Here is a 12,095-nt window from a genome sequence, read left to right as displayed (position 1 = left end):
CGATTGAAATTGCGCTGACGCAACATTCCGGCCGGCACAGTATATGATGAGCGGATAAATATTGATTTAACGCAATGTTTGGTTCTTTTTGTTAAATATTGGTAGCCAAAAAAAGGCAATATCACCGAAATGTTGCTAAAGTGTGATTAATAAAATACAGTGATGACATAAAGTGAAAATAATAAGGGTTCCTCCTTGTCCCTAACGTGCCTGCGCAATTAAATAGGCTCATCGCGCGATAGCGCGCGTTTATTAAAATAGCGAAAAAATCTGTCATCACTTCGTCATTATTGTGGTGTGACGTTATTTCCGCTTTGCCGGAAAACGCTTTTTCATCGTCTGCACTGCCTCTCGCGGCGAATAGCCGGCCCGAGCTTAAGCCTAGACGACGAGGCCGTGGGGCAATGCGCGGAACAACGGCCGTAGACGTGGCCGTTAGGGTAAAAAAAAGCCGCCCGTGGGCAGCTTAGTGCATTGTTGTCGCCGCAGCGGGCGGCAGGTATTTCCGCCGGCTTCCGGCGCTGCCGTATCAGTTCGGCAAAATGCGCTTTAACGCTTCACCAATATCGGCCAGGCTGCGCACGGTTTTGACGCCCGCCGCCTCCAGCGCGGCGAATTTTTCATCGGCCGTGCCTTTACCGCCAGCGATAACTGCGCCGGCATGGCCCATACGTTTGCCCTTCGGCGCCGTGACGCCGGCGATATAGCCGACCACCGGTTTGGTGACGTGATCCTTGATATAAGCGGCGGCCTCTTCCTCCGCGCTGCCGCCGATTTCGCCTATCATCACGATGGCTTCCGTCTGCGGATCCTCTTCAAACAGCTTCAGGATGTCAATAAAGTTCGAGCCTGGGATCGGGTCGCCGCCGATGCCCACGGAGCTGGACTGCCCGAGGCCGGTGTCGGTGGTTTGCTTCACCGCTTCATAGGTCAGAGTGCCGGAACGGGAAACGATACCCACCCGGCCAGGCTGATGGATATGCCCCGGCATAATACCGATTTTGCATTCTCCCGGGGTGATAACGCCCGGGCAGTTCGGCCCGATCATGCGCGCCTTGCTTTGCTCAAGCTTGGCTTTCACCGTCAGCATATCTAGCGTCGGGATGCCCTCGGTAATGCAGATAATCAGCTCGATGCCGGCATCGATCGCCTCAAGGATCGAGTCCTTGCAGAACGGCGCCGGCACATAGATAACCGATGCCGTGGCGCCGGTTTTGTCAACAGCTTCGCGCACGGTATTGAACACCGGCAGACCGAGATGCTCGGTACCGCCTTTGCCGGGCGTGACGCCGCCGACCATTTTGGTGCCGTAGGCCAGCGCCTGCTCGGAGTGAAAGGTCCCCTGGCTGCCGGTAAAGCCCTGGCAAATAACTTTGGTTTTTTTATCAATCAAAATAGACATTACTTACCCTCCACCGCGGCGACAACCTGTTGAGCCGCGTCGGTCAGACTTGTGGCGGCGATAATGTTCAGCCCGCTGTCGGCCAATCGCTTGGCGCCCAGTTCGGCATTGTTCCCTTCCAGACGCACCACCACGGGGACGCTGACGCCCACCTCGGATACCGCGCCGATGATGCCGTCGGCAATCAAATCGCAGCGAACGATACCGCCGAAAATATTGACCAGCACCGCTTTCACCTTCTCATCCGACAGGATTATCTTGAACGCTTCGGTCACGCGCTCCTTGGTGGCGCCGCCGCCCACGTCAAGGAAGTTGGCCGGTTCGCCGCCGTGCAGTTTGACGATATCCATCGTCCCCATCGCCAGGCCGGCCCCGTTCACCATACAGCCGATATTGCCGTCCAGCGCCACATAGTTCAGCTCCCATTGGGTGGCGTGCGCTTCACGTTCGTCTTCTTGACTGTGATCGCGCATTTCGCGCAGTTCCGGCTGGCGAAACAGTGCGTTACCGTCGGCGCTCAGTTTACCGTCAAGGCAGATAAGATCGCCGGCGCCGGTAATCACCAGCGGGTTGATTTCCACCAGCGCCAGATCGCGCTCTAAAAACAGCGTCGCCAGGCCCATGAAAATTTTACTGAACTGGGTGACCTGCTTGCCGCTCAAGCCCAATTTAAACGCCAGTTCGCGGCCCTGATAAGGCTGCGGGCCGGTAAGCGGATCCAGCGCCACTTTGTGAATCAAATGCGGCGTCTCTTCCGCCACTTTTTCAATTTCCACCCCACCCTCGATGGACGCCATAAACACCACGCGGCGCGTGACGCGGTCGACGATCGCCCCCAGATACAGCTCCTTGGCGATGTCGGTGGCCGCTTCCACCAGAATCTGATTGACCGGTTGACCCAGCGCGTCCGTCTGGTACGTCACCAGACGCTTGCCAAGCCACTGTTCCGCGAAGGCGCGGATCTCTTCTTTCGATTTCACCACTTTGACGCCGCCGGATTTACCGCGGCCGCCCGCATGTACCTGGCATTTCACCACCCAGGGACCGGCGCCGATTTTCGAGGCGGACTCTTCCGCTTCGCGCGGCGTATTGCAGGCGTATCCCGTCGGGGCCGGCAGACCATACCGAGCAAATAGCTGTTTTGCCTGATATTCATGTAAATTCATGATGTTATTTCCATCTTCGTCTGGAGAGTATCAGCGGCGCGGCGGCGCGTCGCCCTAATTCGGCACCAAAGCCGTGGACCTCGGGCGGCGGCTTTGGGCCGCCGCGGTCATGCGCTAAACGTCCAACAACAGGCGAGTGGGGTCTTCCAGCATCTCTTTCACCGTAACCAGGAAGCTTACGGATTCTTTTCCGTCGATAAGCCTGTGGTCATAGGAAAGCGCCAGATACATCATTGGCAGAATGACCACCTGCCCCCCCACCGCCATCGGCCGATCCTTGATGGCATGCATGCCCAGGATCGCGCTTTGCGGCGGGTTGATGATGGGCGTCGACATCAGCGAGCCAAATACGCCGCCGTTGGTAATGGTGAAGTTACCGCCGGTCAGCTCCTCGACCTTCAGTTTTCCGGCGCGGCCATTAATGGCTAATTCATTGATTTTCTTCTCGATATCAGCCATGCCCAGCGCGTCGATATCCTTTAACACCGGCGTCACCAGACCGCGCGGCGTAGACACCGCGATGCTGACGTCAAAATAGTTGTGGTAAACCACATCTTCGCCGTCAATGGAGGCATTCACTTCCGGGAATCGTTTTAACGCCTCCAATACCGCCTTGATGTAGAAGGACATGAAGCCCAGACGGATACCGTGACGTTTTTCAAACGCGTCGCCGTATTGCTTGCGCAGATCCATCACCGGCTGCATGTTCACCTCATTAAAGGTGGTCAGCATAGCGGTGCTGTTTTTTACTTCCAGCAAGCGTTCGGCCACGCGCTTACGCAGGCGGGTCATCGGTACGCGTTTTTCGCTGCGGTTGCCGAGCGCCGGCGCCTCGGTTTCAGCCTGAGCGGCGGCCGGGGCCGGCGCAGCGCTCTGCCGCCCGGCGATATGTTTTTCAACATCTTCACGGGTGAGACGTCCGCCTACGCCGCTGCCTTTGATGGCCTCGGGATTAACATCGTGCTCGGCGATGAGGCGGCGAATGGCCGGGCTTAGCGCGTCGTTGCTCCCCTCTTCCAGACCTGCCGTGTGGCGCTGGGCCGGGGTGGCCTCCTGGCTCTGGGATTTCTCGGTCGTCGCCTGGCCGGTGCTATCGCCCGGGCGCAGACGCCCCAGCACCTGACGGGCGGTAACGGTAGCGCCTTCGTCTTCCAACAATGTTTCCAGAACGCCGGCTTCGGGCGCCGGAACTTCCAGCACCACCTTGTCGGTTTCAATCTCGACCAGCACTTCATCACGCTGAACACTGTCACCGGGCTTTTTATGCCAGGTGGCGACGGTGGCATCCGCGACCGATTCAGGCAGGTCAGGCACCAGAATATCTACGCTACTCATTCTCTATCCTTATTGTTAATTAACGTTCAGCGCGTCGTTGACCAGATTTTTTTGCTGGGTCTGGTGCACGGACAAATACCCTACCGCCGGCGAGGCGGAAGCGGGACGACCGGCATAATCCAGCGCGGCGCCCTTGGATATCACTTCGCGGAAATGGTGCTGGCTGCAATACCAGGCGCCCTGATTCTGAGGCTCCTCCTGGCACCAGACGAAATCCTGAACGTGCGCATAGGGGGCTAGCACCTCCCGAACCGCCTGCAGCGGGAACGGATAGAGCTGTTCAATGCGTACGATGGCCACGTCCTGCTGCCCGTTTTTGCGCCGTTGATCCAACAAATCATAATAGACTTTGCCGGAGCACATCACGACGCGCTTGACGCCCTGCGGATCAAGATCGTCGACTTCGCCGATGGCGGGCTGGAACGTGCCGTTAGCCAGTTCATCCAGGGAGGAGATGGCCAGCGGATGACGCAGCAGCGACTTGGGCGACATGACAATCAGCGGCCGGCGCATATTGCGCAGCGCCTGACGCCGCAGCATATGATAGACCTGCGCCGGCGTCGACGGGACGCAGACTTGCATATTTTGTTCCGCGCACAGCTGGAGATAGCGCTCCAGGCGGGCGGAGGAGTGCTCCGGCCCCTGCCCTTCATAGCCGTGAGGCAGCAGCATCACCAGACCGCACATCCGTCCCCATTTCTGTTCGCCGGAACTGATAAATTGATCGATAACCACCTGCGCGCCGTTGGCGAAGTCGCCGAATTGCGCTTCCCAAATCACCAAGGTACGCGGCTCGGCGGTGGCGTAACCGTATTCAAACGCCAACACCGCCTCCTCGGATAGTACCGAGTCCCAAACGCGGAAACTGCCCTGACCGTTGTGGACATGGGCCAGCGGAGTATAGCTCGATCCGTTTTTTTGGTTATACACCACCGCATGGCGGTGGAAGAATGTACCACGAGCGGTGTCCTCCCCCGATAAACGAATGGGGATCCCCTCGTCCACCAGCGTGGCATAGGCCAGCGTTTCGGCGCCGCCCCAATCAAAAGGCTTTTCACCGCGCGCCATCGCGGCGCGGTCGTGATAAATCTTGGCAACCCGCGGCTGCATTTCGACGCCGGCCGGCACCTCGCTGATACGATGCGCCAGCGCCTGCAAACGCTTACCCTCCACCTGGCTGGGGTACTCTTCGTCCCAGTCATGACTGAGATAGCGCTGCCAGGCGAAGGAGTGCATATTCATCTGCCGCCACTCTTTCACCACGCACTCGCCCTGATCCAGCGCGTCGCGGAACACATTAACCATTTCGGTGGCGTCGGCGAGGGTGATAATGCCGTCGCGCTCCAGACGGTCGGCGTAGATTTTGCGCGGCGTGGGGTGTTTTTTGATCTTCTGGTACATCAGCGGCTGAGTGGCGCTCGGTTCATCGGCCTCGTTGTGGCCGTGACGGCGATAGCACACGAGGTCAATCATGACGTCGCGCTTGAAGGTATTGCGGAAATCCAGCGCCACGCGGGTAACGAACGCCACCGCTTCGGGGTCATCGGCGTTGACGTGGAAAATCGGCGCCTGCACCATTTTGGCGATATCGGTACAATATTGCGTGGAGCGGGCGTCGTGCGGATTGGAGGTGGTGAAACCGACCTGGTTGTTAATCACGACGCGCACCGTCCCGCCGACGTCGTAGCCGCGCGCCTTGGACATGTTCAGGGTTTCCTGCATCACGCCCTGGCCGCTGATGGCCGCATCACCGTGCAACGTGATGGGCAGTACCATACTGCTGCTTTGTTCATCCAGCCGGTCGATACGCGCCCGTACCGATCCCATCACCACCGGGCTGACGATTTCCAGATGCGAGGGGTTGAACGCCAGCGCCAGATGCACCAGCCCGCCCTCGGTTTCAACGTCGGAGGAGAAGCCCTGATGGTACTTCACGTCACCGGTGCTCAAGTGCTCTTTGTGCTTGCCGGCGAACTCGTCGAACAGATCCTGCGGCTTTTTGCCCAGCACATTGACCAGCACGTTCAGGCGGCCGCGATGCGCCATCCCCAGTACCACTTCCCGCGTGCCATTGCTGCCGGCATAGCGCACCATCTCTTTCAGCATGGGGATCAGCGCGTCACCGCCTTCCAGCGAGAAACGCTTGGCGCCGGGGAATTTGGCCCCCAAATAACGTTCTATCCCTTCCGCCGCGGTCAGCTCGGCGAGAAAACGCTTTTTCTCTTCGCGGCTGAAGCTCGGCTGTCCCACCACCGACTCGATGTGCTGCTGGATCCAGCGTTTCTCTTCGGTATTGGTGATGTGCATATATTCGGCGCCGATAGCGCCGCAGTAGGTCTTTTTCAGCGCCTCGTACAAATCCGCCAATTTCATGGTGTCACGGCCGATGGTGAACGAACCGACGTTAAACGTTTCCTGGAAGTCGACGTCGGTGAGGTGATGGAAAGCGGGGTCCAGATCAGGAACCGTTTCCTGTTTCCATAACTCCAGAGGATCCAGATTGACGTGCTGATGACCGCGGAAGCGGAAAGCGTTGATGAGCTGTAGGACTTTCACCTGCTTGGAGTCGATATCCGGATCGTTGACCGAGGCGGTATAGCGTGTTGCGTCCTTGGCCAGGCGGCGGAAGTATTCCCGCGTTTTGGAATGGAGTTGATCGGGACTGACGCCCGCGGTCGGTAGCTGTTTAAAAATTGCACGCCAGCTCACATCGACAGAGTCGGGATCCGTCAAAAAATCTTCATAGAGCTGCTCTATGTAGGACTGGTTTGCGCCCGCCAGATAGGAGGAATCCAGCCAGGCCTTCATTGCGCCGTTCTGCATCATGATCCCTTAAGCTTGTTAAGCTTCAGTTTTCGCCATGGTTAACCCGTAATCGGATAACATATAAGCGGTTCAGCCGGCAGATCACCCCTGCGAGGTCATCGTATCCGAAGGAACCTTTGAAAAGCGGCTGGCCGCGAGGCCGCTAACCGGTTTTCAAAGGCTTCCTGCGCTGCCCCCGCCGCAGCGGACGGGGAGCAGGCCGCGCCCGTTAGGCGCTGTAGTTCACCAACATACTCTTGATATGACCGATAGCCTTGGTGGGGTTAAGTCCCTTGGGGCATACGCTGACACAATTCATAATGCTGTGACAGCGAAAAACGCTGAAAGCGTCGTTCAGATCATCCAACCGCGCCTGCTGATGGGTATCGCGGTTGTCGATTAGGAAACGATAAGAGGCCAAAAGCCCCGCCGGCCCGATGAATTTATCGGGGTTCCACCAGAAAGAGGGGCAGGACGTGGAGCAGCAGGCGCAGAGAATGCACTCATACAGCCCGTCCAGCTTGGTGCGCTGTTCTGGCGATTGCAGATGTTCACGCGCCGGCGGATTGCGGCCGTCGTTAATCAAGAAGGGCTTGATCTTCTCGTACTGGGCATAGAACTGCCCCATGTCCACCACCAGATCGCGGACGACGGGCAGGCCGGGCAACGGGCGGATGACGATTTTATGGTCGCCCTTACGCAGCATCGACAACGGCGTAATGCACGCCAGACCGTTTTTACCGTTCATATTAACGCCGTCGGAGCCGCAAACCCCTTCACGGCAGGATCGGCGAAACGACAGGCTCGGATCCTGCTCTTTCAGCTGGATTAATGCATCCAGCAGCATCATATCGCGCCCCTCCTCCACGGTGAGGGTATAGTCCTGCATGCGCGGCTTATCGTCGACATCGGGATTGTAGCGATAGATGGAAAATTCAACCTTCATGATTCATCCTCCACCTTAGTAGGTACGCACTTTCGGCGGGAACGCCGGGCGTAATGTCGGTTGCATGTTGACCTTACGACGCGTCATGCTGTCGCTTTCAGGGAGATACAGCGAGTGGCACAGCCAGTTTTCATCGTCGCGGTCCGGGAAGTCGAAACGGCTGTGGGCGCCGCGGCTTTCGGTGCGGAAATTTGCCGAGAGCGCGGTGGAGTAAGCGGTTTCCATCAGGTTATCCAGCTCCAGGCACTCTACGCGCTGGGTGTTGAATTCCGTCGAGGTATCATCCAAACGGGCATGATGCAAACACTCGCGGATCTCTTTCAGCTCCGCCAGCCCCTTGGCCATCGCGTCGCCTTCACGGAATACCGAGAAGTTGTTTTGCATACAGGCCTGTAACGCTTTACGGATCTCAACCGGATTTTCGCCGCTACGATTGTTGTTCCAGTGGTGATAGCGGCTGAGCGACGCGTCGATGTCGCCGCCGCTGGCATCGCGGGACGGCCCCTGCTCTTGCAGCGACTCCTGCAAATGCATCCCCGCCGCGCGGCCAAACACTACCAAATCCAGCAGGGAATTGCCGCCCAACCGGTTGGCGCCGTGTACCGACACGCAGGCGATTTCGCCCACCGCGAACAGGCCGGGGATCACCACATCCTCGCCCTGGGCGTTGACGGTAATCGCCTGGCCGCTTACCTTGGTCGGAATGCCGCCCATCATATAATGGCAGGTGGGGATGACCGGAATCGGTTCTTTGACCGGGTCCACGTGGGCGAAGGTACGCGACAGCTCCAGAATTCCGGGCAGACGCGATTCCAAAACTTCTTTCCCCAAATGATCCAGCTTCAATTTCGCGTGCGGCCCCCAGGGACCTTCGCAGCCGCGGTCTTCGCGGATTTCAATCATAATCGAACGCGCCACCACGTCGCGGCCCGCCAAATCTTTGGCGTTGGGCGCATAACGCTCCATGAAACGCTCGCCGTGTTTATTCAGCAGGTAACCGCCTTCACCGCGGCAACCCTCGGTTACCAGCACCCCCGCGCCGGCGATGCCGGTGGGATGGAACTGCCACATTTCCATATCCTGGACCGGCACGCCGGCGCGAAGCGCCATGCCGACACCATCGCCGGTATTGATATGGGCATTGGTGGTGGATTGATAGATGCGCCCGGCGCCGCCGGTGGCGAGAATGGTCGCGCGCGCTTTGAAATACACCACTTCGCCGGTTTCAATACACAGCGCGGTGCAGCCCACGATCACCCCATCCTGATTTTTCACCAGATCAAGGGAATACCATTCGGAAAAAATGGTCGTGTGGTTTTTCAGGTTCTGCTGATAAAGGGTATGCAGCAGCGCATGTCCGGTACGGTCGGCGGCGGCGGCGGTGCGCGCGGCCTGTTCGCCGCCGTAATTCAGCGACTGGCCGCCGAACGGGCGCTGATAGATACGTCCGTTGTCAAGACGGGAAAACGGCAGCCCCATATGTTCTAGCTCCAGCACCGCTTCCGGGCCGGTTTTGCACATATACTCGATAGCGTCCTGGTCGCCGATATAGTCGGACCCTTTTACCGTATCGTACATGTGCCACTGCCAGTCGTCTTCATGGCTGTTGCCGAGCGCGACGGTGATGCCGCCCTGCGCCGATACCGTATGGGAACGAGTTGGAAACACTTTGGAAATTAACGCGCACGACAGCCCCATCTGGGAGATCTGTAGCGCGGCGCGCATGCCCGCGCCTCCCGCGCCGATAACCACGGCGTCAAACTCTCTTACCGGCAATGTCATCGACTACGCCCCCCACACCACAACAGTTACATAAAGTAAATACACCATAATCACGATAACGATGACCAATTGCAGCCGCAGCGCCAGGGGCTTGATGTAATCCGTTAATACCTGCCACATGCCTATCCAGGTGTGCACCAGGATGGAAAACAGGGTTAGCAGGGTAAAGACTTTCGTCATGGGAGTGGCGAAAAAACCGCGCCAGACGTCATAGGTGAGAGTATCTGCAATCAGGATAAAACCGAGCAGGTAAATAATGTAAAGGCAAATTACGATGGCGGATGCACGAACCAATAACCACTCATGTACTCCGTTACGTCCTAATGCCGAAGCATTGCTTACCATACGAGGACTCCAGCCAAAATAGATAGCACGACAGTTAGCAAAAATGTAACATTTGCGGTGGTTTTACCCATCGCCAACGTTTCTTCCAGATAGCCGAAATCCATCAGCATGTGACGAATTCCGCCGAGGGTGTGGTAGGCCAGCGCGGTCAATATGCCCCAAAAAATAAATTTAACGATGAAGCTATCCATCATGGCGGCAGCCTGAATGAAGCCTTCGGGGGAAGAGAGAGATAATCTGAGAACCCAAAGCAGAATGCCGATAGCCACAAACATGATGACGCCGGACACGCGATGAAGAATGGATGCTATTGCAGTTACGGGGAACCGGATCGTTTGTAGATCCAAGTTGACAGGACTTTGTTTTTTCACGGTTTTTCCCACACAGCTATTATTATATTCCTTCCTCCGGTCCTGGCTGGATCAGACAGCGTTAACGGGATAAACCATGCGACGTCATGTGCTAAAACCACAATTCCTTGTGCGTAAATGACGCGTTAAATAACGCTGGGTGCTCCTACTACAGGGAGTTCCGGAGACCTTGTTGAAGTATATGGCTTTCACATTATGATTACAATTAACATACAAATAGTTTGTTAACATTTGGACGAATTAGTGAGCACCGTCACGATTCTCACATTTCCTATTAGGGTATACATCTACATCTACATTGACAATAAAGAAACATTTTGATTACAAATGATCCCGTTTATATGCTATAACACGCTTATCGGGTGGCGGTACACTTCCTCCGTGATTCAGTTTATGCAACTGTGTAAAAAGCGCCTTGACCCGCAGGTTAAGATGCCCATTAATAGCAAATAATATTTTCAATTAATCTTCACCCACCAAGGCAAACCGTTCGTTCACCCTTTCGGGTAAAGCGTCAGACTGCGCTCTGCGCCCGGCATGCGTCACGCCAGGCGGACGGAAAATAAACGCGGGGCCTTATGAGCCGCCTGCGGTGAAAGATTGAGTTTATACGCGCTAAGGAGAATATAATGGCTGAAAGTAAAGCAACTTTTACCCCTGAGGGGCACGACCCCATCGCCATGGATTTGCTAACGGGCACCATGGGCGAAAAAGAAATCGACATCCGCAGTCTGGGAAGCCAAGGGTATTTCACCTTCGATCCCGGCTTCACCTCCACCGCCTCCTGTGAATCGAAAATCACCTATATCGACGGCGACAAAGGCGTCTTGCTGCACCGCGGCTTCCCGATCGACCAGCTGGCGCTGGAGTCGAACTATCTTGAGGTCTGCTATATCCTGCTGAACGACGAAGCGCCGACCCGTGAGCAATTCGATGAGTTCCGCACTATCGTCACCCGCCATACCATGATTCATGAACAGATTACCCGGCTGTTCCACGGTTTTCGGCGCGATTCCCATCCGATGGCGGTCATGTGCGGGGTCACCGGTGCGCTGGCGGCGTTCTATCACGACTCGCTGGATGTCAACGTCGAACGCCACCGCGAAATCGCCGCGTTCCGCCTGCTGTCGAAAATGCCTACCGTGGCCGCTATGTGCTACAAGTATTCCCTCGGCCAGCCGTTTATCTACCCGCGCAATGATTTGTCCTATGCCGGCAACTTTCTGCATATGATGTTCGCCACGCCGTGCGAAATCTATGAGGTCAATCCGGTGCTGGAGCGCGCCATGGATCGTATTCTCATTTTGCATGCCGATCATGAACAGAACGCCTCTACTTCGACGGTGCGCACCTCCGGCTCCTCCGGCGCCAATCCGTTCGCCCGTATCGCGGCGGGCATCGCCTCGCTGTGGGGGCCAGCCCACGGTGGCGCCAACGAGGCCTGTCTGCGGATGCTCGAAGAGATCAACAAAGTGGAACATATCCCTGAGTTCATCAAACGCGCCAAGGATAAAAACGATTCGTTCCGCCTGATGGGGTTCGGCCATCGCGTGTATAAAAATTACGATCCGCGCGCGACCGTGATGCGGGAAACCTGCCATGAAGTCTTAAAAGAGCTCAAGCTTTCGGATGATTTACTGGCGGTGGCCATGGAGCTTGAACATATCGCGCTACATGACCCGTACTTCAAAGAGCGCAAGCTGTATCCCAACGTCGATTTCTACTCGGGCATCATTTTGAAGGCCATGGGGATCCCCTCGACCATGTTCACGGTCATTTTCGCCATGGCGCGTACCGTTGGCTGGATAGCCCACTGGAAAGAGATGCACGATGATGGTCTGAAAATCGCCCGTCCGCGCCAGCTCTACACCGGCTATGCCCAGCGGGACTTCCACAGCCAGAGCAAATAACCCCGCCTTCCGCCCCCTTATTGCTGAGTCTTG

The 12,095-nt window shown here is 56.8% G+C and carries 9 protein-coding genes; 1 reads left to right on the top strand and 8 read right to left on the bottom strand.

Annotated features, from left to right (window positions below):
- Nucleotides 1-529: 529 nt before the first annotated feature.
- From sucD to sdhC, 8 genes are all read right to left on the bottom strand, one after another.
- Nucleotides 530-1,402: a succinate--CoA ligase subunit alpha gene (gene sucD, locus SOPEG_RS03660; RefSeq protein WP_025244337.1), complete on the bottom strand. Its 873-nt coding sequence runs from the start codon at nt 1,400-1,402 to the stop codon at nt 530-532.
- Nucleotides 1,402-2,568 carry an ADP-forming succinate--CoA ligase subunit beta gene (gene sucC / locus SOPEG_RS03655; RefSeq protein ID WP_025244336.1) on the bottom strand — a complete coding sequence of 389 codons (1,167 nt, stop codon included), beginning with the start codon at nt 2,566-2,568 and terminating at the stop codon, nt 1,402-1,404. The genes sucD and sucC overlap by 1 nt, the downstream gene beginning before the upstream one ends.
- Before the next feature lie 114 nt (nt 2,569-2,682).
- Nucleotides 2,683-3,903 carry a 2-oxoglutarate dehydrogenase complex dihydrolipoyllysine-residue succinyltransferase gene (gene odhB, locus SOPEG_RS03650; RefSeq protein ID WP_025244335.1) on the bottom strand — a complete coding sequence of 407 codons (1,221 nt, stop codon included), beginning with the start codon at nt 3,901-3,903 and terminating at the stop codon, nt 2,683-2,685.
- A 15-nt stretch (nt 3,904-3,918) separates the two neighbouring features.
- Nucleotides 3,919-6,726 carry a 2-oxoglutarate dehydrogenase E1 component gene (gene sucA / locus SOPEG_RS03645; protein WP_025244334.1) on the bottom strand — a complete coding sequence of 936 codons (2,808 nt, stop codon included), beginning with the start codon at nt 6,724-6,726 and terminating at the stop codon, nt 3,919-3,921.
- Between the two features lie 211 nt (nt 6,727-6,937).
- Nucleotides 6,938-7,654, bottom strand: coding sequence for a succinate dehydrogenase iron-sulfur subunit (locus SOPEG_RS03640; protein WP_025244333.1), 717 nt, complete (start codon nt 7,652-7,654; stop codon nt 6,938-6,940).
- Nucleotides 7,655-7,669: 15 nt separating this feature from the next.
- Nucleotides 7,670-9,436 (bottom strand): succinate dehydrogenase flavoprotein subunit, encoded by a 1,767-nt coding sequence (gene sdhA, locus SOPEG_RS03635; RefSeq protein ID WP_025244332.1) that lies wholly within the window; start codon nt 9,434-9,436, stop codon nt 7,670-7,672.
- A 3-nt stretch (nt 9,437-9,439) separates the two neighbouring features.
- Nucleotides 9,440-9,781 carry a succinate dehydrogenase membrane anchor subunit gene (gene sdhD / locus SOPEG_RS03630; RefSeq protein ID WP_025244331.1) on the bottom strand — a complete coding sequence of 114 codons (342 nt, stop codon included), beginning with the start codon at nt 9,779-9,781 and terminating at the stop codon, nt 9,440-9,442.
- Nucleotides 9,775-10,164: a succinate dehydrogenase cytochrome b556 subunit gene (gene sdhC / locus SOPEG_RS03625; protein ID WP_025244330.1), complete on the bottom strand. Its 390-nt coding sequence runs from the start codon at nt 10,162-10,164 to the stop codon at nt 9,775-9,777. The genes sdhD and sdhC overlap by 7 nt, the downstream gene beginning before the upstream one ends.
- A gap of 617 nt (nt 10,165-10,781) precedes the next feature.
- Between sdhC and SOPEG_RS03620 the strand changes: the two genes are divergently transcribed.
- Entirely contained in the window at nt 10,782-12,062 is a 1,281-nt protein-coding gene (locus SOPEG_RS03620) for a citrate synthase (protein WP_025244329.1), read from the top strand.
- Nucleotides 12,063-12,095: the final 33 nt, after the last annotated feature.

Source organism: Candidatus Sodalis pierantonius str. SOPE, from assembly GCF_000517405.1.
GTDB classification, from domain to species: Bacteria; Pseudomonadota; Gammaproteobacteria; order Enterobacterales; family Enterobacteriaceae; genus Sodalis_C; species Sodalis_C pierantonii.
Note: the sequence above shows the minus strand (reverse complement) of the source record. Positions and strands in the feature narration are given on the sequence as shown.

Excerpts from the sequence above, each read along its gene's own strand:
- sucD (WP_025244337.1), bottom strand. The coding sequence starts at position 1,402 with ATGTCTATTTTGATTGATAAAAAAACCAAAGTTATTTGCCAGGGCTTT.
- sucC (WP_025244336.1), bottom strand. The coding sequence starts at position 2,568 with ATGAATTTACATGAATATCAGGCAAAACAGCTATTTGCTCGGTATGGT.
- sdhD (WP_025244331.1), bottom strand. The coding sequence starts at position 9,781 with ATGGTAAGCAATGCTTCGGCATTAGGACGTAACGGAGTACATGAGTGG.
- SOPEG_RS03640 (WP_025244333.1), bottom strand. The coding sequence starts at position 7,654 with ATGAAGGTTGAATTTTCCATCTATCGCTACAATCCCGATGTCGACGAT.
- sdhA (WP_025244332.1), bottom strand. The coding sequence starts at position 9,436 with ATGACATTGCCGGTAAGAGAGTTTGACGCCGTGGTTATCGGCGCGGGA.
- SOPEG_RS03620 (WP_025244329.1), top strand. The coding sequence starts at position 10,782 with ATGGCTGAAAGTAAAGCAACTTTTACCCCTGAGGGGCACGACCCCATC.
- sucA (WP_025244334.1), bottom strand. The coding sequence starts at position 6,726 with ATGCAGAACGGCGCAATGAAGGCCTGGCTGGATTCCTCCTATCTGGCG.
- odhB (WP_025244335.1), bottom strand. The coding sequence starts at position 3,903 with ATGAGTAGCGTAGATATTCTGGTGCCTGACCTGCCTGAATCGGTCGCG.